Consider the following 21,484-nt stretch of genomic DNA (forward strand, 5'->3'; position numbering starts at 1 on the left):
CTCCTTGTAAGCAAGGCTATTTGAGCTCAGCTGACGTCTTCCCAAGTAGGCGGCGCGCCACGATCAACTGCTGGATTTGTTGGGTGCCTTCGAAGATGTCCAGGATTTTGCTGTCTCGGGACCACTTCTCTAGGAGGTGGTGTTCGGTGTAGCCGAGGGGGCCGGTTAGTTCTACGCAGCGGAGGGTTATTTCGTTGGCGGTGCGGCCGGCTTTGGCTTTGGCCATGGAGGCTTGGAGGGAGTTGGGTTGGCCATTGTCGGCCATCCAGGCGGCCTGGAGGGTGAGGAGGTAGGCGGCTTCCCAGTCAGACTCCATGGACAGGTACGTCGCGGCCGCGGCGTTCTGCAGATGGGCGGGGCGGTCGTAGTCGATCTGTACGCCGGCTTCGGACAGCAGCTCGCGGGTGAGTTCCAGGGCGGCGCGGGCGCAGCCGACCGCCATCGCGGCGACGAGGGGGCGGGTGTTGTCGAAGGTCTGCATGACGCCGGCGAAACCCTTGTCGATGTCCGCGGAACCCAGCAGGTTCGAGACCGGGACGCGGCAGTTCTCGAAGCGGATCGTCGCGGTGTCGGAGGCGCGGATGCCGAGCTTGTGCTCCAGGCGTTCGACGGTCATGCCTGGCGTGTCCTTCATGACCACGAACGACTTGATCGCGGCCCGGCCGAGCGACTTGTCGAGGGTCGCCCAGACGACGACCGCGTCGCAGCGGCCGCCGGCGGTGACGAAGATCTTCTCGCCGTCCAGGACGTAGGCGTCGCCGTCGAGCCGTGCGGTGGTCTGGATGCCGGCCGAGTCCGAGCCGCAGCCCGGTTCGGTGATCGCCATCGCGGCCCACACGCCGTCGAAGCGCCGCAGTTGCTCGTCCGACGCGACGGACGCGATCGCCGAGTTGCCGAGGCCCTGGCGCGGCATCGACAGCAGCAGCCCGACGTCACCCCAGCACATCTCCATGATCGACAGCACCGACGACAGGTTCGACCCGTTGACGACGCCGTCCTCGGCGGCAGCGGTACGCCGTACGCCGGAAGCGCCCGCCCCCGAACCGGTGCCCGAGGCACCCAATCCGTCGACCATCGCCGCGAGCATGTCCAGCTCGACCGGGTACTCGTGTTCGGCCAGGTCGTACCGGCGGGAGTTCGGGCGCAGCATCTCGGCCGCGACCTGGTGCGCCTGGTTGACGAAGGCCCTGAACTTGCGAGGAGTCTCGAGGTTGATCATCAGACCAGCACCGCACCTTCCATCACGCCGATCGCCCGCAGGTCGCGGTACCACCGCTCCACCGGATGCTCCTTCACGAACCCGTGCCCGCCGAGCAGCTGTACGCCGTCGGTCCCGATCTGCATGCCCTTCTCCGCACACAACCGCCGTGCCAGCGCCGCCTCCCGCGCGAACGGGAGGCCCTGCGACGCCCGCGATCCGGCCCGGTAAGTCACCAGCTTCATGCCCTCGAGCTCGATCCCGATGTTCGCGACCATGAACGCCACCGACTGCCGATGGCTGATCGGTTCGCCGAAGGCCGTGCGTTCGTTGACGTACGGCGTGACGTAGTCGAGCACCGCCCGCGCCGTACCCAGCGACAGCGCGCACCACCCGAGCCGCGACAACCGCACGCACTCGGCGTAGTCCTCGACCGAACCCAGCGGGACAGCCGGAACGTCCACCAGGATGACGCGCGAGAGCGAAGCGGCCCGCAGCCCCATCGACGGCTCGGCCTCGATCGTCACGCCCGGATGGTCCGGCTCGACCACGAACAGCCGCGGCCCGGCGTCTGTCTGGGCACCGATGACGAACAGCTCCGCCTCGGCGGCCCGCGGCACCAGCGACTTCACGCCGTTCAGCAGGCCGCCGGTGAACCGCGTCTGGAGCTCGAAAGGATCGAACAACGGCCGCGGTTCTAGCACTGCTAGCGCGGCCGCCGGCACCGACGAGCCGGTGAAGGCCGGGAGGTACGTCGCCTGCTGCGTCTCGTCGCCCCACAGCGAGATCGCCGTACTGACCGCGGACGGCGCCAAGCACGCGACAGCCTGCCCCAGGTCACCGTGTGCGAGCGCCTCGGCGACCAGTACGCCGGTCATCGCGGACCGCTCGGTGACGATGCCGCCGAGCTCCTCCGGGACCTCGATCAGACTCAGCCCGAGCTCGGCCGACGACTCCAGCACCTTCGGGTCCGTGACGCAGGCAGTGTCCGCGGCGGCGGCAGCGGGACGCAGTACGTCGGCGGCGAACGAGCGGACGACGTCGACCATCATCTGCTGGTCCTCGGTCGGCGTCAGGTCGAACCGCCCGGTCCCCTTCGCCGCGGGCAGCCGGGACGGCGCGGCCAGCTTCGACGCCGCCGAGAAGCGCCGGGAGAGCGCTCCTGCCGTCCGGAATCCGGTCTTGGTCGCCTCGAAGACCGCTCGCTCAGCCGGCTTCCGCAGCCCGAGCCGGTCGATCGCCCGCCACTGGGCCAGCCGGTTCAGCAGGGCGACCCCGACGCCGATCGCGTCCCGCCGCCCGCGCGTCCGCTCCTGAATGCTCATGCCGCTACTGTAAACCGAAGTTACAACTCAGGTCACGCTTCCTCCGGTATAGCCTGACCAACTCAGGCGCAGAAGGAGTGCAGCGGTGGCGGTCAGCATGTCCGACGTGGCCCGGCACGCGGGTGTCTCGCAGCGGACCGTCTCGAACGTGGTGAACAACTACGTTCACGTCTCCCCCGCTACTCGGGCTCGCGTGCAGGCGAGCCTCGACGCGTTGGGGTACCGGCCGAACACGGCGGCGCGGCGGCTGCGGACCGGGCGTACGGGGACCGTGACGCTGGCTGTTCCGACGTTTCGGGAGCGGTACTTCGCGGATCTTGCTGAGGCGGTGGTTTCCGCTGCGAGGGAGCGTTCTACGACGGTTCTGGTTGAGACCACCGGAGGGCGGCACGAGACCGAGCTCGAGCTGCTTCGGGGTGGGGGTGAGATTCTCACTGACGGGTTGATCATGAGTGCGGTGTCGCTCGGGCGGACGGATCAGCGCAGTACGCATCCAGTGGTGCTGATCGGTGATCGGGAGCCGGGGAGCGCGATCGACCATGTCGGGATCAAGAATCGTGAGGCCGCGCAGGCTGCTGTCAGCCATCTCCTTGAAACGGGTCGGCGGCGGATCGTTCTGCTCGGTGCGGGGCACGGGCCCAGGCGGTCGTATCAGTTGCGTAGGCAGGGGTATCAGGCGGCATTGAAGAAGTACGGGATCGCGCCGCTGATCGTCGAGTGTGACTGGACCACTGCGGCGGCCGCCGAAGCCGTCACCGCACTGCTCACCGAGAAAGCAGTCCCCGACGGGATCTTTGCGATGAATGATTCCGCTGCGCTGGGGGCGTTGCGGGCATTGGGCCGGGCCGGGATCGATGTTCCGGGGCAGGTTTCGGTGGTTGGGTTCGACGACATTGTCGAGGCCGGGTTGTCGACGCCGTCGCTCAGTACGGTCGCTCCGCTGCTCGACGACATCGCGAGTATGGCGCTCGACCTGCTCGCGGAACAGCTGGACGAGGACCACGTCCCGCAGCACCGGATGGCCGGCTACGAGCTCCGCGTCCGGGAGAGCACCAGCCGCTGAACCCCACTGCTCACCCGCAACCCCTTGTGGGCAGGATTTGCTACGTAGTAAATTCCGGCAGCATGACGCGTACCGCCCTCGCCCCCAGGTTCACCGGAGCCGGCAGCATCGAGTTCGCGGACCATGAGTACCCGGACCCCGGACCCGGCCAGCTGCTCCTCGCCGTCCAGGCCAACGCCCTCTGCGGCACCGACCGCCACCAGTACTACGACGGCTCGTCCGTCGTCCCCGGACACGAAGCCGCCGGCACCGTCCTGCAGACCGGTGACGGCACCAGCACGCCCGTCGGCACGCGCGGCGCCGTGTTCCTGATGGACTTCTGCGGCGACTGCCGAAGCTGCAAGTACGCCGCGACCAACCAGTGCTCCGCCAAGCGCGCCGAAATGGGCTTCACCCACGACGGCGGCTACGGCCCGTACGAGCTGGTGCACGAGTCCAACTTCTTCCCGATCACCGACGACATCGAGATCGGCAACGCCACGATGCTGCTCGACGTGATGGGTACGAGCAGTCACGCGCTCGGCCGCGCGGCGCTGGTCCGGCAGGACGTCGAGAGCGTCTACATCGCCGGCGCCGGCCCGATCGGGCTCGGCTTGACGGTGATGAGCAAGCTCAAGTACGGCGCCGACGTACCGGTCTACATCTCCGACTTCTCCCGCTGGCGTCTCGATTTCGCCGAATCGTTCGGCGCGATCCCGCTCTTGGCCGACGACCTCACCAAAGCCGGGAACCCCGATGTAGCGTTCGACGCGTCCGGCAAGGAGTCCGCCCGCCGCGCGGCGCTCGACATCCTCAGTCAGCGCGGTGCCCTGATCTGCGTCGGCCACGGCGAATCGGTCACGCTCGACGTGTCCCGCGACCTGATCAGCCCCGAACACGCCGTCCTCGGCAGCGAGTACTTCCGGTACGACGAGATGCCCGGAAATCTAGCAGTGCTAGCAGAACATCAGGAGCTGATCGGACGAGTGATCAGCCACCGCTTCCCGGTCGCGGACATCGCGGAGGCGTTCCGCCTGTTCATGGCCGGCGAAACGGGCAAGGTCGTCGTCACCCAGGACGGCGCCGCATGACGGCGCGGCTCCGGGTCGCGGTAGTTGGCGCCGGCGGCTGGGGCGAGCACCACGCGCGCATCTTCTCCCGCCGCGAGGACACCGAACTGGTAGCGGTCTGCGGCCGCACCCCGGCCCGAACCCAGGCGCGGGCCGAGCGGTACGGCGCGACGCCGTACACCGATCTCGACGAGATGCTGCGCGTCGAGAGCCCGGAGCTCGTCACGGTGTGCCTGCCGAACGAGGACCACTACGACGTGACGCTGAAGCTGGTGCGGACCGGCGTACCGCTCCTGGTCGAGAAGCCGCTGGTCTTCGACCTCGCCGAGGCCGACACGCTGCTGGACGAAGCAAGCGACCGCTTCTTCGCGATCAACTTCAACCACCGGTACGCCGAACCCGTGCAGCGCGCGAAGGCACTCATCGACGCCGGCGAACTGGGCGACCTGATCTTCGCGACCTGGCGCTTCGGCGGCGAGGCGAACCACGGCAGGTCCCCGCACGCCAACCTGATCGAAACCCAGTGCCACGGCTTCGACATGCTCGAACACCTCGTCGGCCCGATCGCCGCGGTCTCCGCGCACCTGACCGACAAGACGTACGGCGCGTTCAGCACGCTCGCGCTCGCGGTCGATTTCGAGAACCGCGCCGTCGGCACGATGCTCGGCACGTACGACTCGTCGTACGCGTACCCCGACACGCAACGGATCGAGGTCAACGGCACGAAGGGCCGCCTCGTCATCCACGACACCGTCCGGGCGCTGACGTTCTCCAAGGCCGGCGACCCGGTCGAGCAGCGCTGGCACTCGACGTACTTCGACGACGAGGCCCGTAACTTCGCCGGCACCTTCGACCGCCACGTCGACGCGCTGCTCACCGCACTCCGCGCCGGCGACCAGCCGCCGGTCCACGCCCGCGCCGGCCGCCGAGCCCTCGCACTTGCCCACGCCGCCATCGAGTCCCACGAGACAGAACGGCGGGTCAGCGTCACCTGAGTACGATCCGTTCATGGACCGGACCAACGCACTCGTCGAGCGGATCTTCCGGAACGCCGGAGCGGCGCTCGAGCTCTACTCCATCTACCTCGGCGAGCGTCTGGGGCTGTACCAGTCGCTCGCCCAGCAGGGCCCGGCGACGTCGGTCGAGCTGGCCGAACGCACCGGCACCAACGAGCGCTACATCCGTGAGTGGCTGGAACACCACGCCGCCAGCGGATTAGTCGACATCGACGACGTGACCGCGGCTCCCACCGAACGGCGCTACACCCTGCCGCCCGAGCACGTACCGGTGCTGGCCGATCCGGACCACGTCGACTACCACGGTTACAAGGGAGTCGAGCTCGCCCGGGCGGCCCGGATGCTGCCCGGCCTGGTCGAGGCGTACCGCACCGGCGGTGCACCACCTCCGCTGCCCTGGGCACCGGAGGGACGCGCGGATCCCAACCGGGCAAGCTATCTGAACCTCCTGGGCGAGGAATGGTTGCCGGCCATCCCCGAGATCGACGAGCGGCTGCGTGCCGATCCACCGGCCCGGGTCGCCGACTTCGCCTGCGGCACCGGCTGGTCCTCGATCGCGATGGCCAAGGCCTATCCACGCATCACCGTGCAGGGCGTCGACCTCGACGAAGCCGCCATCGCCGCGGCAACTGACCAGGCGATCGGGGCCGGACTGGGCGATCGGGTCACGTTCTCGGTCGCGGACGCGGCCACGCAGAGCGGGCAGTTCGACCTGGTCACGATCCTGGAGGCACTGCACGACATGCCGCGGCCGGTCGACGCGCTCCGCACCGCGCGGCAGATGCTGGCACCCGGCGGAACGGTCCTGATCGCGGACGAGCTCGTCGAGGAGGAGTTCACCGCGCCGGCGTCCGACGTCGAGCGCTATCACTACGGCTGGAGCCTGATGTCGTGCCTGCCGAGCGCGATGGGCGATCCGGAGTCGGCCGCGACCGGAGCCGTGATGCGGCCCGCGACGCTACGGCGCTACGCCACCGACGCGGGCTTCACCGAGGTGCAGGTACTCCCGTTCCGGACGACGTACTGGCGTTTCTACCGGCTCATCCCGTGACCGCGTCGGCCTTCGCCTGCAGGTAACGCTGTTCCGGGAGGCTCGTCGTACGGCGGGCCGCGGCCAGGTAATGCTCGTGGGCCTTGACCGGATCCCCCGCGCGCTCGTACAGATGCGCGCGTACCGCGTCCAGCCGGTGCGTCTCGGTGATGTTCTTGTCGTCCTCGAGCGTCGCGAGCAGGTCGAGACCCGCTTGCGGGCCCTCGACCTGGGCGAGCGCGATCGCGCGGTTGAGCGTCACCATCGGGTTCGGCGCGAGCTTCTCGAGCAGCACGTACAGCGCGAGGATCTGCCGCCAGTCGGTCTCGTCCGCGCTCGGCGCCTCGGCGTGCACGGCGGCGATCGCGGCCTGCAACTGGTACGACCCGACCGCGCCCTGCTGCAACGTGTGCAGGATCAGGTCCGCGCCTTCGGTGATCTGCGCGCGGTCCCACAACGATCGGTCCTGCTCGTCGATCGGCACCAGGCCGCCGTCCGCGGTCGTCCGCGCGGCGCGGCGTGAGTCGGTCAGCAACATCAACGCCAGCAGACCCGCGACCTCACCGTCGTCGGGCAGCGCGGCTCGCAGCATCCGCGCCAGCCGGATCGCCTCGGCGGTCAGCTCGACCCGCTGCAGCTCCTCGCCCGAGCTGGCCGTGTAGCCCTCGTTGAAGATCAGGTACAGCACCTGCAGTACGACGCGCAACCGCTCCGCCTGCTCCGAGGCGGGCGGCATCTCGAACCGGCTGCCCGCCGCCTTGATGCTCTTCTTCGCCCGGCTGATCCGCGGCGCCATCGTTGCCTCCGGCACCATGAACGCACGCGCGATCTCCGCGGTGGTCAGACCGCCGACCGCCCGCAACGTCAACGCGACCTGCGAGGCCGGCGTCACCGCCGGGTGGCAGCACAGGAACAGCAACGTCAACGTGTCGTCGGTGTCCGGTGCCTCGTCCACGTCCGCGGCAGGCGAAACCAGCTCCTCCCGCCCGGCCATCGCCGCGACGTTGTCCTCACGCCGCCTCCGCGCGTTCTCGCTCCGGAACGCGTCGGTGAGCCGCCGCGTCGCGACCGTGATCAGCCAGCCCCGCGGGTTCGCCGGGACGCCGTCCACCGGCCATTGCGTCGCCGCCGCCAGCAACGCCTCCTGTACGGCGTCCTCACACAGGTCGAACTGCCCGTGCCGCCGAGCCAGAAACCCCAGCACCTGCGGCGCGAGCTCCCGTAACAACCCCTCCACATTCACCCCGCCGAGCCTACGCGCTGGCCAGTGTGCAGTTCGACAGTACGTATACGTCCGCTGGGGCCGATCGGCCGGCGTGCTGAGCGTGCGCACGCCAGCTCGGACCGGACACCTCCTGTCGAGCTGTCACGTGAACGACCAGCCCGACCATCCGTCAGCCCGGATCACGATCACCGGGCCCTGCGGCGGATCGGCTTCGTACTGCGGGTACTTCCTGGACAACAGCCCGACCGCCGCCGCGTCCTCCGGCACCACGCGCGCGACCCCGTCGACCCGGACCCACCACAGATGCGTCCAGTCCTCGTCGTACTCGTCCACCAGTACGGCGACCCGCTCGTGCGCGGCGATGTTCCGCAGCCGCTGCAGCGCGGTCGTCGACTTCGGCTTCTGGTCGACGGCGATGAACAGGTCGTCCGCGTGAACGGCGTACGTCACCGGAACAATGTGCGGCCGCAGGTCCTCCCCCACAGTCGCCAACCGCCCAACCCGAGCCGCCGCCACCCGCCCGCGACAAGCCGCCTCATCCAACCGCACCCCCCGACCCTAACCCCCGCCTCCCGGCGCATTTGACTGGCTGACCCACGAGATGCGGGGTTCCTGACCCTGAACCATGCTCAGGAACCCCGTAATTGGTGGGTTAGCCAGGGAAATGCGGCGTGGGCGCTCGGGCTGGGCGCGAGATGGGTGGGGTGCGTCGCGTGGCGTTGGTGGGGTGGGTGGGTCAGCGTTGCAGGTGGCGGAGGGTTTTGGTTGGGAGTTTGCGGGTCAGGGGGCCCAGGAGGGAGGTGTCGCGGAGGGCGGTGCGGGCGGCCAGGTGGCCGCAGGCTCCGTGGACGCCGCCGCCGGGGTGGATGGCGGAGCTGCCCAGGTACAGGCCGTCGACGAAGGTGCGGGCACTGCCCAGGCCGATCGTCGGGCGGAAGACGAGTTGCTGGTGGAGCTGCATCGTCCCGCCGCCGAGCGCGCCGAGGCCGAGCGCCGCGTTCCCGGACTCCAGCGCCGACGGACGCTGCAGGTCGCGGTCGATGACGAGATCGCCGAAGCCGGGCGCGAACCGTTCGATCGCGCGTTCCATCCGGCCGGCCAGCTTCTCCGCCGCGGCGTCGTCGGCCATCCCGCGCGGCAGGTGCGCGTACGCCCAGACCGCCTCGGTGCCGTCCGGGGAGCGGGTCGGATCCGCCTTCGTGGTCTGCCCGATCAGGAGGAACGGCTGCGACGGCACCCGCGCGGTGTCGAGATCCGCGGACAGGTGCACGAGATCGTCCGCGGTGCCGCCGAGGTGCACGACGCCCGCGGACCGTGCCTCCGACGACGTCCACGGGATCGGGCCGTTCAGCCGGAAGTTCAGCTTGACCGTCGGGTAGTCCCATTCGAACCGGTCGTCCAGGTCCCGCCGCAACCCGCCCGGAATGAGGGCCTGCGGCAACAACTCGCCGTACAGCGCCGGGGCGGAGGTGTCCGCGACGACAGCGCGCTCGACGGTCACGGTCTCGCCGGAGGCGGTGTGTACGGCGGTCACTCGGCCCGCAGACACGTCGAGACCGGTCACCGGCGTACCAGGGACGAGCAATGCGCCCGCGCGCTCGGCGCGTCGGACCATCGCGCCGGAGAACGCCGAGGAGCCGCCTTCCGCGACCGGGAAGCCGACGTCCTGGGCCATCATCGCGAGCAGCCAGCCCATCGTCCCGCTGACGCTGCCGGACAACGGCGCGTCCGCGTGCAGCGAGTTCCCGGCGATGATCGCCGGCCCGTGCCGCCCGTCGAACAGTTCCTGGCCCATGCGGTGCATCGGCATCGCCATGAACCGCGCGAACCGCAGCAGCTCCCCCGCCGAACCGAGCTTCCGGGCCAGTTTCAGGCCCGGCCCGATCGGCGGCCAGGTGGTGAGCAGCGCGTTCAGCAGCGGCTCCCGGATCGACACGTACTGCTGATACAGGCGCAACCACGCGTCACCGTCGCCCGGGTGCTCGGCGCCGAGCGACTTCGCGGTGTCCTCAGGATCGGGGTGGATCGCGGCGGACGTGCCGTCGGGGTCAAGCAGGTGGACGAGCGGGAGCGGCGCATGCGCCCATTTCAGGCCGAACTTCTCGAGTTCCAGCGCCCGGAGCACCGGTGACGCGACCCCGAGCGGGTAGTTCGAACTGAAACGATCGCTGATCCAGCCGCCGTCCTCAGTCGACCGGACGGCGCCGCCGAACGTGTCGGCGGCTTCCAGCACCAGCACGTCCCAGCCCGCGTCGGCAAGCGTGATCGCGCTCACCAGCCCGTTCGGCCCCGAACCGATCACCACGGCATCAACACTGCGCGGCAGCATGCTTCGAGCTTAGGGCATGGGTGGTGGCTTCACGCCGTAGCGAGCAGGTGCTCGGTGCGGTGGCTCGGCGTGCTGGAGCGAAGGCGTCGATGTGGTTTCATCGTCGCCTTTGCTCCAGTGCGGCGAGGTGCCGTGCCGAGTGCCGCGCAGTAGGCGTGGAGCCACCACCCATGCCCTCAACGTGACCGGGCTTCGATCTCTTGCATGAGGGTCGTGACCTCGCGGGCGCGGCCGATCATGGCGGGGTCGACCATGCGGCCGTCGGGGAGCACGATCACGCCGCCGGTCGCGACGTCTGCCTTCTCGACGGCCACCAGTAGTTCCTCTGCCGCGGTGACCTGGGCGGGGGTCGGCGTGAACGCCTCGACGATGGTCGCCAGTTGCCGGGGATGGATCGCCGTACGCCCGACGAAGCCGAGCGCCCGGCCTTCCTGCGACGTACGCCGCAGACCGTCCAGGTCCTGCACGTTCGGGTGGACCGACATCATCGGCGCGCCCAGGCCCGCGGCCCGGGACGCCGACACCAGCCGACCGCGCGCCCAGGCGAGACCCTCCGGGCCGTCGACCCCGAGCGCACTCGACAGGTCCGCCTCGCCGAGCGCGATCGCGACCATACGCGGGTCGGCGGTGGCGATCTCGAACGCCCGCTCGAGGCCCAGCGGTGACTCGATCAGCGCGGTGAGCCTTGCCGACGGCACCTTGTCGAGCACCGCCCGCACATCGGCCGCGCTCTCGACCTTCGGCAACCGGATCCGCACCGAGGGTACGGCGGAGATCGCCGCCAGATCGTCCGCGATCCACGGTGTGCCGAGCGCGTTCACCCGGACCTCCACCGGCCCCTGCGCGTTCACCGCGATCCAGGCCACCGCCCAGCCGCGCGCGTCCGCCTTGTCGGCGACCGGTACCGCGTCCTCGAGATCGAACACCACCAGATCGGGGCCCGCGGCAACAGCCTTCGCGAACCGGTCCGGCCGGTTGGCCGGAACGTACAGCGCCGTCAGCACCTCACACCACTCCTGCCGCGCGCAGCGCCGCCAGCTGATCCGGCGTGACGCCGATCGCGGCGAGCACCTCGTCGGTGTCCGCGCCGTGCGGCCGGCCCGCCCACTTGATCGCTCCCGGCGACTCGGACAGCCGGAACAGCACGTTCTGCATCTGCACCGGCCCGTCGAGCTCGTCGTCGTCCACGCTGACGATCGTCCCGAGCGCGGCGTACTGCGGATCGGTCATGATCCCGCGGATGTCGTGCACCGGCCCGACCGCGGCCTCGGCCTTCTCGAACTCCGCCATCACGACCTCCAGCGGCCGCGCCGCGATCCATGTCCCGACCGCCTCGTCCAGCTCGTCGGCGTGCTCGGCCCGCTCCCGCCCGGTCGCGAACCACGGCTGCGCGACCAGATCGGCCCGGCCCACCAACGTCACCACCCGCTCGGCAATGCTCTGCGACGATGTCGACACCGCCACCCATCGGCCGTCAAGGGTCCGGTACACGTTCCGCGGGGCGTTGTTCGACGAGCGGTTCCCGAGCCGCGGCTGCACGTACCCGGTCTGCTGGTACGCCGTGATACCGCCGCCGAGCATCATCAGAATCGGTTCGATGATCGCCATGTCGATCACCTGCCCGGCCCCGGACCGGTCCCGCTCGCGCAACGCCACCAGGACGGCGTACGCCGTGGCGAGCGCAGTGATCCCGTCCGCGAGTCCGAACGGCGGCAACGTCGGCGGACCGTCCGGCTCACCCGTGACGGCCGCGAACCCGCTCATCGCCTCGGCCAGCGACCCGAACCCGGGACGCCGCGACCACGGCCCGACCTGCCCGAACGCGGTCACCCGTGCGATCACCAGCCGCGGGTTCGCTTCGAGCAGCACGTCCGGCCCGAGACCCCAGCGCTCCAACGTGCCGGGCCGGAAGTTCTCGACCAGGACGTCATTCTGCTGAACGAGTGAGAGGAACACGTCCCGCCCGCGCGACAGGTCGAGCGTCGCGAGCCGCTTGTTCCGGCCGAGGGTCTTGAACCAGAGCCCGACGCCGTCCTTCGAGGCGCCGTGCGTGCGCGCAGCATCCGGGCGGGACGGGTGCTCGATCTTCGTGACGTCGGCGCCGAAGTCGCCGAGGAAGGTCGCCGCCAGCGGTCCCGCGAACAGCGTCGCCGCCTCCAGCACCTTCACCCCGTCGAGCGGAGCAGGCCTCATCCGGCGCACCTGAAGCCGATGTTCTCCGACCGGTCGAGACCGCCGCCGGTCAGCACCAGCTTGAAGCTGACCTCCGGGTCCTGCGGCCCGCCGTCGGCGTACCAATCGGAGCCCTCGGCCGTGTAGTGCGAACCGCCCTTGAGGATGCAGAACCGGCTGCGGCCGTCGCGGTACTCGCTCTCGGTCAGGTTCCACACCAGGGGCTCGCGCCTGACAAACCCGTCGGCGGACGCAGCGATCTGCCACTCGTCCTCGGTGGGCAGCCGGCCGCCACGCCACGCGGCGTAGGCCCGCGCGTCCGGCAGTTCGACGTACGTCACCGGCTGGTCCTCGGTCCCGGGCACCGGAGCGCCGTCGACCCAGTGCTGCAGGAACCGGTTCGCGACGAGCGGCCGGTAACCGGTCGCCTGCACGAAGGCCAGGTACTCGGCGTTGGTCACCTCGGCGACAGCCACCGAGACACCGGGCAGCGAGACCTCACGCTCGACCGTCTGGATGTCGTGCAGCCGAGGCGGCAGCGGCTTCCACTCCTCGACGTACGGCGCGGTGTCGTACAGCCCGGTCTCGCGCCGCCGGTGCCGGACCGTCAGCGTCCGCTCCCCCGCCGGTACGTCGACCGTCGGACCGAGCTCGGCGCCGCCGGAGACGACCGGCACGGGCACCAGTTCGGCCGGACGCATCGGGAACGCCGACTCGCTGACATGCGCCCGCGGCATCGTGCCCAGCCGGCGGGCAGTCGCCCGGCACGAGGCGCCGGCGGTCGCGCCGACCCGGACGATACCGGCGACACCGCGCCCCGGCACGGTCAGGTGGACGCCGTCGTCGTCCGCGGTGATCGGCACGCCCGAGGTCACGTCGTACCAGTCGCCGACCTGGTCCTCGGAGCGCAGCACGATGCCGTCGAAGTCCTCGTCGTGGCGGTTGATCAGCGTCCAGAACGTGATGTCGGCCAGATCGAACCGGGACCCGAAGACGCCGTGGTCGCGGGCCTTCTCCGGGATCTCCGGCGTCAGCTGGATCCAGTCGCCGGCGATCAGCACCGGCGCGAACGCCCGCTGCGCGGCGACCATCCGGCGCAGCGTCGCGCGGTCGCGGGCGTTCCAGCCGACCCAGGCGGAGAACACCGACTCCCAGACCAGCATGCCGACGCCGTTCACCCACGCGGACTGCAGCTCGTCGCTGTGATCACGGTTCCAGCGGCGGGTGTGGTGCATCATGTGCCGGCGCTCGAACAGGTGCGCCCGCAGGACGCCGGGCGCGTGCGTGTCGGCGAACCACTGCGCCCAGGACAGCGCATGGTCGCCGATCCTTGCCATCGGCAACCGCGACTCACCCTCCAGCGCGATCGCCGGGTTCGCCTGCCGGATCGCGCGGGTGAACTTCGGGTCGCCCTCCTTGAGGGTGTCGAGGAACACGCCGTCGACCGCGTAGTCCGTGACCAGCTCCGCGAACTCGTCGGCGTCCGAGCGGTCCGCGCGGCGGGTGCCGACGTCCCACGGGTTGTAGTCGAAGAACACCTTCAGACCGAGCCGGTGCAGGTCGTCGATCAACGCGCGCAGGCCAGGGACGTCGCGGTAGAAGTCGAACTGGTTGCGGTCGTCGATCCCGATCACCGGGTACGCGTGCCAGAGCACGATCGCGTCGTACCCGCCGAACTCGGCGATCCCGTGCTCGACGAACTTCTCCGGCGTGAACTTCCCGGTCCGCACGTCGTAGAGCAGGTCGTCCCAGAGCCAGACGAGCGCCACCGAGTACGCCGTCTGGGTCCACTCGCGACCGGGCTCGTCGTAATGCTTACCGTCGTACCGGGTCCGTTCGAAGGCGCCGAACCGCCATTCGGCCAGTTTCGCGCGCCACCGCGGCAGGTCGGCCGGGTCCTCCGGCGCGCCGAGAATCTTGGCGTCGTCCAGGAAGGACAAGTCGGTCCCGAGCCCCAGATCGACCCGGGCGGGTAGATCGATGGGCCGCGGTTCGAGCGGATTCACAGGTACACCTCCGCATAACGCGCGTCGATCGCATCCCCGTGCGGCACCGAGGGAATCGCCCCCGCGGCCTGAACACTCAATGAAGCAGCAACGTTAGCGCGTCGGACCGCGTTCGTCAGGTCGCTTCCGGTGATCGAGTCGTTAGCTGATGCGGCAGTTAACGTTGCAGCCAGCACCCCGCAGAACGTGTCTCCCGCGGCCGTGGTGTCGACGACCTCCACGGGTACGCCGGGAACCGCGATCTCGTCGGCGTTCCGGGTCAGGATCACCGCGCCCGCCCCGCCGAGCGTGACGACCGCGGCCGGCACCTTCTTCAGCAGCGCGGACCGGTCCGGACCGGCGATCGCCTCGGCCTCGTTCTCGTTCACCACCAGCAGATCGACCTCCGCGAGCAGGTCGTCGGACAGTTCGGCCGCCGGCGCCGCGTTCAGGATGAAGTACTTCGACGCCGCGGCCGCCGCCTGGACGGTCGCGAACGGGATCTCCAATTGTGAAAGCACGATTTTCGCTTGTCCGATTGCGGCCAGGGCCGCCGGCGACAGCGTCAGCTCACCGTTCGCTCCGGGAGCGACGACGATCGAGTTCTCACCGCTCTCCTCGACCGTGATGATCGCCGTACCGGTCGGGGCGTCGCTGGTCGTCGCCAGCGACAGGTCGACACCTTCGAGGGCGCTCCGCAGCAGCGCGCCGCCTTCGTCGTCGCCGAGCGCGACCACCATCGCCGTCGCCGCACCGGCACGCGCCGACGCCACCGCCTGGTTCGCTCCCTTGCCGCCCGGGCCGCGGGCCATGGCGCCGGCCAGGACCGTTTCGCCCGGGCGCGGGATGCGCTGGACCGGCAACACCAGGTCCACGTTCGCGCTTCCCACGACAACAACCTCACACGCCACCCCGGGCCACCTCCACAGTCCGCCGCGCCAGCTCGTCGATCGCGATCTGGTTCATCCCCGGGAGGCTTGTGGCCACCCGATTGTCCAGTGGTGCAGACCACTCTGCCGGAACCCCCCGCGTCGCGCCAAAAACCGCGCCCACCGTGGCACCGGCCGAGTCGGTGTCCCAGCCGCCCATCACCGCCCGGCCGATCGCCGTGGTGAAGTCCGGGGCGGTCAGCGCGTAAGCGGTGAGTGCGGTGTTGTTCACCGCGTGCACCCAATGCAGGTCGCCGTACTCCGCATGCAGGGCATCGAGCGCGTCGTCCAGCTCGGCATCGGCGAGGGTCAGTCCGAAACGGACCGCGCGGGCGATCGCGCGCTGATCGCTGATCACGTCCAGCCCGGCGACCGCGGCCTTGACCGGGTCGTCGAGGACCAGAGCGGCGGCCGACATCGCGGCGACCCAGAGTGCGCCGTCAACACCCGCGCCGGTGTGACTGAGCCGGGCGTCGACGAGCGCGAGCCGCGCCGCGGCGGTCCGGTTACCGGGGTGTGCCCAGCCGTAGGCGTCGGTCCGGATCTGGGCGCCGATCCATTCCCGGAACGGGTTCCCGACGACGGCCGCGCGAGCCGGCTCGACGCCTTCCAGAAGGTTGCGGTAGGCAACACGTTCGGCGGTGAACACGCGGCCGGCCGGCAGCTCGCCGAGCCAGCTCTGCGCCACGTCGTCCGTGGTCAGCGCCGGCCCGAACCGCTCCAGCATCAGCATCGCCAGGATGGCGAAGTTGATGTCGTCGTCCTCGGGCATCCCGTCGATGACCTCGCGCAGGCTGTTCACCTTCGAACGCCGGTTCCACGGCCAGCGCTGCCGCACCTCGTCCGGCACGCCGACGGCCGTGATGTACCGCGTCAACGGCCACTGCCCGGAGCTGGCCAGGATCTCCCGGATCCCCTCGCGCGGGATCTTCTCCACTGGCTTGCCCAGCAGGTTCCCGGCCATCCGCCCTAGCCATGCGTTCAGCGTCCGGGCCTCGAGATCGACCGGCGCGCCCAGCGACGGCAACTCCGGAATCGCCGGCTCACGCCACTCCCCTGTCCTGGCGTCGAGCACGTCGAGCAGCTCGCGAGCAAGGGCACGCAGCGCGGGCGTCGCCGGCTCGTCGGAGGCACCGGACACCGGCGCGTCCGTCGTACCGCCGGCGGCCAGCCAGCGGGCCTGGACGTCGGTGACGTCCACCCCTTCCGACCGTGCCTGGACCAGTTGGTGCGGGAGGAGGTCCTCCGGCTGCACCCAGGTCATTCTCATCGGGCTGCTTCCTTCCCTTGTTGCGCCAGGCGAAACGCACACCTGGTTCGTTCTCTCAACAGCGGTTGATACTCCGTGGCATGGTCACCCGCCGCAGCTTTCTGACCGGAACCGCCGCCGCCCTCGCTCTGACCGGCAACCTCCCTGATCTCGTTGATGCAGTAGGGATATCGCATCGCACCGACAAAAGGCCGCTCTTCACGCTCGGCGTCGCCTCGGGCGATCCGCTGCCGGACGCCGTGGTGATCTGGACCCGGCTCGCCCCCGGTCCGCTCGAACCGTTCGGCGGCATGGACGACCGCACGGTGAACGTCGAGTGGGAGGTCGCCGAGGACGACACGTTCCGCAGAGTGGTACGTCGCGGCACGGCGCACGCCCGTCCGGAGTACGCCCACACGGTGCACGTCGACGTACGAGGGTTGCGTCCGTGGCGGCACTACTTCTACCGCTTCCGTGCCGCGGGTCAGATCAGTCCGATCGGCCGTACGCGGACCGCGCCCGCGCCGTCCGACGAGCCGGCCGTGACGCTGGCGGTCGCGTCCTGCCAGGCCTTCTACGACGGGTTCTACACCGCGTACCAAGACGTCGTACGCCGGGAACACGATGTCGTGCTGTTCCTCGGCGACTACATCTACGAGGTCGGCGTCGGACCGACCGCAGGCGTCCGGAACCAGGCCGTCCCGGTCGACTTCGCCGGCGAGATCTTCACGCTCGACGAGTACCGGGCCCGGTACGCGTTGCACAAGACAGACCCGGACCTGCAGGCCGCGCACGCGGCGGCGCCGTGGATCGTCACGCTCGACGACCACGAGGTCGAAGGCAACTGGGCCGGGTACGTGTCCGAGGACGGCCTGCCGCACGACGACTTCCTGGTACGCCGGGCCAACGGGTTCCGCGCGTACTGGGAACACATGCCGCTGCGTCTCGACCAGTCCCCCGACGGCCCGTCGATCCGCTTGCATCGCCATCTCCGCTACGGCCGAACCGCCGACCTGAGCGTCCTGGACACGCGGCAGTTCCGCGACGACCAGACCTCCTCCGGCGGGTGGCTGCCGCCGGACGAAGTGTCGACCGACCCGGCCCGTACGATCACCGGCGACGCGCAGGAACGCTGGCTCCTGGACACGCTCGGCCGATCGACCAGCCGCTGGAACGTCGTCGCCCAACAGGTCGCGATGGCCCAGCTCGACCGCAAGACCGGCCCGGAGCTCGAGCTCCCGATGGACACCTGGAACGGGTACGTCGCATCGCGCGATCGCGTGCTGTCCGGCGTCCGCGACCAGGACGTGCGCAACTTCGTCGTACTGACCGGAGACCTGCACCGCAGCGTCGCGTCCGACCTCCGGGTGAACTTCGCGGATCCTTCGACGCCGGCGATCGGGACCGAGTTCGTCACCACGTCGATCTCGTCCGGCAAGGACGGTGTCGATGCCGACGCGACCGGACGGGCGCTGCTCGCCGAGAACCCGCACGTCAAGTACCAGAACGTCCAGCGCGGCTACCTCAGCTGCCGTCTCGACCGCAGCGCGTGGACGTCCGAGTTCCGCATCGTCGACCGCGTCGTCACGCCCGGCGGTACGGCGTCCACCCGCGCCACCCTGGTCGTCGAGGACGGCCACCCCGGAACCCACCTCGCCTGAACGGACCCGACCATGCTCCGACGCGTTGCCCTCGCCGCCGTCCCGCTGACCCTTCTCGTCCCCGCCGTTGCAGTTGCTACCGGCAACCATGTCGAGATCAGCGCCGCACCGCAACCGGTCGAAGTCGTCCCACTGCCGTGCTTCCCGGCCGGCAAGGTGATGCTCGGCATGACCAACACCGGCCGCAAACCGACGATCGCCGACATGCGCGTGTCCGGGGACGCAGATCTCACACTGTCCCGGCACCAGTTCTCCAGCTACCTGCCCGTCGACCAACTGGTGAAGGCCCCGCTCGAGATCACCGTCCCGCGCGGCACCGCGCCCGCGACCCACACCGTCGACCTGACCGTCGGCAAGGAGCGTCTCGAGGTGCCGGTCATCATCAAGCCCGTCCCGGCCCGCGACAACCTGCTGCTCGGCGAGCAGGCCGTGGCGTCGTCCACCAACGGCAACATGCGGCTGTGCGGCGGCGTCGACGGCAACGCCGACTCGGCCCAGTGGGGCGCCAGCGGCTGGCACGACAACACCAAGGGCGTCTTCCCCGACACGTACGGCGTCGACTTCGTCCAACCCACCACGATCGGCCGGGTCGTACTGCAGACCCTCGACTCGACCACCTACCCCGCGGCGGTGATGGGTATCCGCGACTTCGACGCTCAGGTCCGCACGGGCAGCACGTGGACGACGGTCGGCGCGGTCCGCGGCAACGTCCAAGGTCGCGTGACCATCACCTTCGAGCCGCGCGCCGTCGATGCCGTCCGCTTGCTCATCCACGACTCCAACGACCACGGGTACTCCCGGATCGTCGAACTCGAGGCCTACAGCAACTGACATTCAGACCAGCGCGTCCAACGCGGCCGCCCGCCGGGCCCACCGCTCGGCGTCGGCCGCCCGGATGTCCTGCACGACCGAGGCCATCACCCGACCGGGCTGCACCAGGTCGGTCTTGCTCGCCTCGGCGATCTTGTCCGCCCAGTCCGCCGGTACGCCGTCCTGACCTTGGAGAGCTCCCGTGATCGCACCCGCCATCGACGCGATCGAGTCGGCGTCGCGACCGTAGTTCGTGCCGCCCAGGACTGCCCGGCGTACATCTCCCTCGGAGACGAGCACGAAGCCGAGCGCGACCGGAAGCTCCTCGATCGCCTTGGTACGGCTCGGGCGGCGGGCGTCCATCGACAGCTCGCGGTAGTTCGGACCGACCGTGTCGTAGGGCTCGATCGCCTTGCGCAGCACGGGAATCGCCTGTTCCCAATCGGTCACGCCGTCGGCTGCTTCTACGACTGCCTCGACGGCCCTCCGAGTGCCGTCCTTGGCCAGCCGCAATCCCGCTTCGACCGCCGACGAGGCCGTTGCCCCCGGCACCATCGCCGCCGCGACGGCGGCCGCGAACACCGCGGCCGCCTCCCGTCCGTAGCTCGACTGGTGCGCACCGGCGACGTCCAGCGCCTCGGCGTACGCACCCTCGGGATCGCCCGCGTTGGCGATCCCGACCGGCGCCATGTACATCGCCGCGCCGCAGTTCACGATGTTGCCGACGCCGGCCTCGCGCGGATCGACGTGCCCGTAGTGCAGGCGGGCGACCAGCCACTTCTCGGCCAGGAACACCCGCTGCAGCAGCAACGCGTCCGCCTCGAGTTCAGGAACCCAGCGGGTCCCCTCGATCATCTTCGGCACCAGCGACTCGGCGACCGCGTAGGCGTCCAGGTGCGAGCGGCGCTCGTCGTACACCTCGACCAACGCGTGCGTCATCAACGTGTCGTCGGTGATGTGCCCGTCGCCCTTGTGGTACGGCGCGATCGGGCGAGCCGTCCGCCAGTCGTCGTACCACGGGCCGACGATGCCGGTCACCCAGCCGCCGTGCCGCTCCCGGATCGCCTCCGGGGTCCAGCCCTCGACGGCCCCACCGATCGCGTCACCGACCGCGGAGCCGACGAGAGCGCCGGTCGCCTTCTCTTCCAATAAGGACATCAGTTGTTGACCTGACCCCATCCATCACTCAGTTTCTTGCCCAGCGCCGCGGTGTCCAGCTTGTTCGCCAGGTACTGCTGGAACGCCGGCGTCGCGATCTGGTCCTTCCACTGCGGGTAGTTCTCCACGCTCTGGAACGGCGCCTTGGTGAGCTCGGCGCCGCTGGCCAGGATCTGCTGCCAGCCGTTCTTGCCGCCGGTCGCCTTCTGGACCGCGTCCCGGGCCGCCTGAGTGGTCGGGATCAGCCAGTCGCCCTGGCCGACCGCGGCCAGGTTCTCGGCCTTCATGAAGTAGTCGATGAACTTCGCCGACTGCTCGATGTGCTTGCCCTCGGCCGGTACCGACAGCGTCTGCGGGTTCGCGGCCTGCTTGGTGGTCGTGCCCTTCAGCGGCGGCAGCACCTCCCACTGGAAGGTCTTCGGCGCCTCCTCGAGGATCTGCTGCGCGACGTAGTTGCCGGCCACAACCATGCCGTACTTGCCGGCGTAGAACCCGGGCAGTACGTCGGAACCGCTCTGCGTCAGCGACGTCGGGTCGATCGACTTGTCGTCGTACGCCATCGCGTGGATCCGCTTCGGCACCTCGAGCTCGGCATCGCCGATGGTCGCCTTCGCGTCCTTGCCGGAGCCGTCGAAGAACTTCGCGTCGAAGTTCACGCCGAGGTTCAGCATCGTCGCGGTCGGGCTCTTCAGGCCCCAGCCGAGACCGTACTTGCCGCCGGTGGTCAGCTTCTTCGCGTCCGCGGCCAGGTCGTCCCAGCTCAGCGAGTCACCGGTCGCCGTGATCCCGGCCGTCTTGAGCGCCGCCGAGTTCGCGAACACGACGTACGACTGCAGCAGGGTCGGCGCGGCGTACACCTTGCCGTCCTTGGAGACCGTGTCCCAGACACCCTGGCTCACCGCGTCCTTGGTCTCCTGGCTCAGGTACGGCGAGATGTCCGCGAGGTAGCCCTGGTTGATGAAACCGGTGATGTCGGCGGACTCGTCGTGGATGATGTCCGGCGCGGTCCCGCCCTGGAACTGGGTCACGAGCTGGTCGTGCACCGAGTCCCAGCTGCCCTGGACGTACTCGACCTGGATGTTCGGGTTGGCGGCGTTCCAGTCCGCGACGATCTTCTTGGTCGCGGCGACGGTCGTCTTCTGGAACGCGAGGCTCTGGAACTTGAGCGTCACCTTCTCGTTCGACGACCCCGAACCGCCGTCGTCGCTGTTGCCTCCGCACCCGGCGAGCGTCACCAGCGCTCCCGCCGCGAGCAACGCGGTCAATACCTTCTTCATTACCTCTC

The 21,484-nt window shown here is 69.7% G+C and carries 18 protein-coding genes; 6 read left to right on the forward strand and 12 right to left on the reverse strand.

The window, feature by feature from the left end; genetic code table 11:
- Positions 1 to 16 precede the first annotated feature (16 nt).
- Positions 17 to 1,219: an acyl-CoA dehydrogenase family protein gene (locus E0H92_RS43100; RefSeq protein WP_131500388.1), complete on the reverse strand. Its 1,203-nt coding sequence runs from the start codon at positions 1,217 to 1,219 to the stop codon at positions 17 to 19.
- On the reverse strand, positions 1,219 to 2,523 hold the full coding sequence (locus tag E0H92_RS43105; protein ID WP_131500389.1) for an acyl-CoA dehydrogenase family protein: 1,305 nt from the start codon (positions 2,521 to 2,523) through the stop codon (positions 1,219 to 1,221). Before E0H92_RS43105 ends, E0H92_RS43100 begins: the two co-directional genes overlap by 1 nt.
- A gap of 85 nt (positions 2,524 to 2,608) precedes the next feature.
- On the opposite strand from E0H92_RS43105, the gene E0H92_RS43110 reads away from it, so the two are divergent.
- From E0H92_RS43110 to E0H92_RS43125, 4 genes are all read left to right on the forward strand, one after another.
- Positions 2,609 to 3,586: a LacI family DNA-binding transcriptional regulator gene (locus tag E0H92_RS43110; RefSeq protein ID WP_131500390.1), complete on the forward strand. Its 978-nt coding sequence runs from the start codon at positions 2,609 to 2,611 to the stop codon at positions 3,584 to 3,586.
- Positions 3,587 to 3,648: 62 nt separating this feature from the next.
- Entirely contained in the window at positions 3,649 to 4,656 is a 1,008-nt protein-coding gene (locus E0H92_RS43115) for an alcohol dehydrogenase catalytic domain-containing protein (RefSeq protein WP_131500391.1), read from the forward strand.
- The gene (locus E0H92_RS43120) at positions 4,653 to 5,630 is read left to right on the forward strand and encodes a Gfo/Idh/MocA family protein (protein ID WP_131500392.1); all 978 of its coding nucleotides are present in this window, start codon (positions 4,653 to 4,655) and stop codon (positions 5,628 to 5,630) included. The genes E0H92_RS43115 and E0H92_RS43120 overlap by 4 nt, the downstream gene beginning before the upstream one ends.
- Positions 5,631 to 5,643: 13 nt before the next feature.
- Positions 5,644 to 6,702, forward strand: a complete 1,059-nt coding sequence (locus tag E0H92_RS43125) for a class I SAM-dependent methyltransferase (protein ID WP_131462982.1) — start codon at positions 5,644 to 5,646, stop codon at positions 6,700 to 6,702.
- Here E0H92_RS43125 and E0H92_RS43130 read toward each other — a convergent pair.
- The 8 genes from E0H92_RS43130 to E0H92_RS43165 all read right to left on the reverse strand — a co-directional run bounded on the left by E0H92_RS43130 (position 6,692) and on the right by E0H92_RS43165 (position 16,591).
- Entirely contained in the window at positions 6,692 to 7,924 is a 1,233-nt protein-coding gene (locus E0H92_RS43130) for an RNA polymerase sigma factor (RefSeq protein WP_131462981.1), read from the reverse strand. The two genes, E0H92_RS43125 and E0H92_RS43130, sit on opposite strands and share 11 nt — an antisense overlap.
- Positions 7,925 to 8,047: 123 nt before the next feature.
- Entirely contained in the window at positions 8,048 to 8,455 is a 408-nt protein-coding gene (locus E0H92_RS43135) for a TIGR03668 family PPOX class F420-dependent oxidoreductase (RefSeq protein WP_131500393.1), read from the reverse strand.
- Between the two features lie 187 nt (positions 8,456 to 8,642).
- On the reverse strand, positions 8,643 to 10,235 hold the full coding sequence (locus tag E0H92_RS43140; protein ID WP_131500394.1) for a phytoene desaturase family protein: 1,593 nt from the start codon (positions 10,233 to 10,235) through the stop codon (positions 8,643 to 8,645).
- A gap of 176 nt (positions 10,236 to 10,411) precedes the next feature.
- Complete coding sequence (locus E0H92_RS43145; RefSeq protein ID WP_131462978.1) at positions 10,412 to 11,239, reverse strand: HpcH/HpaI aldolase/citrate lyase family protein; 828 nt, start codon at positions 11,237 to 11,239, stop codon at positions 10,412 to 10,414.
- Between the two features lies 1 nt (position 11,240).
- Positions 11,241 to 12,428: a CaiB/BaiF CoA transferase family protein gene (locus tag E0H92_RS43150; protein ID WP_131462977.1), complete on the reverse strand. Its 1,188-nt coding sequence runs from the start codon at positions 12,426 to 12,428 to the stop codon at positions 11,241 to 11,243.
- Complete coding sequence (locus E0H92_RS43155; RefSeq protein ID WP_131462976.1) at positions 12,425 to 14,413, reverse strand: SUMF1/EgtB/PvdO family nonheme iron enzyme; 1,989 nt, start codon at positions 14,411 to 14,413, stop codon at positions 12,425 to 12,427. The genes E0H92_RS43150 and E0H92_RS43155 overlap by 4 nt, the downstream gene beginning before the upstream one ends.
- Positions 14,410 to 15,282, reverse strand: a complete 873-nt coding sequence (locus tag E0H92_RS43160) for a ribokinase (RefSeq protein ID WP_238152811.1) — start codon at positions 15,280 to 15,282, stop codon at positions 14,410 to 14,412. Before E0H92_RS43160 ends, E0H92_RS43155 begins: the two co-directional genes overlap by 4 nt.
- Before the next feature lie 10 nt (positions 15,283 to 15,292).
- Positions 15,293 to 16,591: an ADP-ribosylglycohydrolase family protein gene (locus E0H92_RS43165; protein WP_131500395.1), complete on the reverse strand. Its 1,299-nt coding sequence runs from the start codon at positions 16,589 to 16,591 to the stop codon at positions 15,293 to 15,295.
- Positions 16,592 to 16,671: 80 nt separating this feature from the next.
- Here E0H92_RS43165 and E0H92_RS43170 point away from each other — a divergent pair, with 80 nt between their 5' ends.
- Positions 16,672 to 18,231: an alkaline phosphatase D family protein gene (locus E0H92_RS43170; RefSeq protein WP_131500396.1), complete on the forward strand. Its 1,560-nt coding sequence runs from the start codon at positions 16,672 to 16,674 to the stop codon at positions 18,229 to 18,231.
- 12 nt (positions 18,232 to 18,243) lie between these two features.
- Positions 18,244 to 19,062 (forward strand): discoidin domain-containing protein, encoded by an 819-nt coding sequence (locus tag E0H92_RS43175; protein WP_131462971.1) that lies wholly within the window; start codon positions 18,244 to 18,246, stop codon positions 19,060 to 19,062.
- Between the two features lie 3 nt (positions 19,063 to 19,065).
- On the opposite strand, the gene E0H92_RS43180 is transcribed toward E0H92_RS43175, so the two are convergent.
- Positions 19,066 to 20,199, reverse strand: a complete 1,134-nt coding sequence (locus E0H92_RS43180; RefSeq protein ID WP_131462970.1) for an ADP-ribosylglycohydrolase family protein — start codon at positions 20,197 to 20,199, stop codon at positions 19,066 to 19,068.
- The gene (locus E0H92_RS43185) at positions 20,199 to 21,476 is read right to left on the reverse strand and encodes an ABC transporter substrate-binding protein (protein ID WP_131500397.1); all 1,278 of its coding nucleotides are present in this window, start codon (positions 21,474 to 21,476) and stop codon (positions 20,199 to 20,201) included. The genes E0H92_RS43180 and E0H92_RS43185 overlap by 1 nt, the downstream gene beginning before the upstream one ends.
- Positions 21,477 to 21,484: the final 8 nt, after the last annotated feature.

This window comes from Kribbella speibonae (assembly GCF_004331375.1).
In the GTDB taxonomy this organism is placed as follows: domain Bacteria; phylum Actinomycetota; class Actinomycetes; order Propionibacteriales; family Kribbellaceae; genus Kribbella; species Kribbella sindirgiensis.

Coding starts and splice junctions, on each gene's coding strand:
- E0H92_RS43185 (WP_131500397.1), bottom strand. CDS start 21,476: ATGAAGAAGGTATTGACCGCGTTGCTCGCGGCGGGAGCGCTGGTGACG.
- E0H92_RS43180 (WP_131462970.1), bottom strand. CDS start 20,199: ATGTCCTTATTGGAAGAGAAGGCGACCGGCGCTCTCGTCGGCTCCGCG.
- E0H92_RS43165 (WP_131500395.1), bottom strand. CDS start 16,591: ATGAGAATGACCTGGGTGCAGCCGGAGGACCTCCTCCCGCACCAACTG.
- E0H92_RS43140 (WP_131500394.1), bottom strand. CDS start 10,235: ATGCTGCCGCGCAGTGTTGATGCCGTGGTGATCGGTTCGGGGCCGAAC.
- E0H92_RS43175 (WP_131462971.1), top strand. CDS start 18,244: ATGCTCCGACGCGTTGCCCTCGCCGCCGTCCCGCTGACCCTTCTCGTC.
- E0H92_RS43150 (WP_131462977.1), bottom strand. CDS start 12,428: ATGAGGCCTGCTCCGCTCGACGGGGTGAAGGTGCTGGAGGCGGCGACG.
- E0H92_RS43125 (WP_131462982.1), top strand. CDS start 5,644: ATGGACCGGACCAACGCACTCGTCGAGCGGATCTTCCGGAACGCCGGA.
- E0H92_RS43170 (WP_131500396.1), top strand. CDS start 16,672: ATGGTCACCCGCCGCAGCTTTCTGACCGGAACCGCCGCCGCCCTCGCT.
- E0H92_RS43100 (WP_131500388.1), bottom strand. CDS start 1,219: ATGATCAACCTCGAGACTCCTCGCAAGTTCAGGGCCTTCGTCAACCAG.
- E0H92_RS43115 (WP_131500391.1), top strand. CDS start 3,649: ATGACGCGTACCGCCCTCGCCCCCAGGTTCACCGGAGCCGGCAGCATC.
- E0H92_RS43105 (WP_131500389.1), bottom strand. CDS start 2,523: ATGAGCATTCAGGAGCGGACGCGCGGGCGGCGGGACGCGATCGGCGTC.
- E0H92_RS43120 (WP_131500392.1), top strand. CDS start 4,653: ATGACGGCGCGGCTCCGGGTCGCGGTAGTTGGCGCCGGCGGCTGGGGC.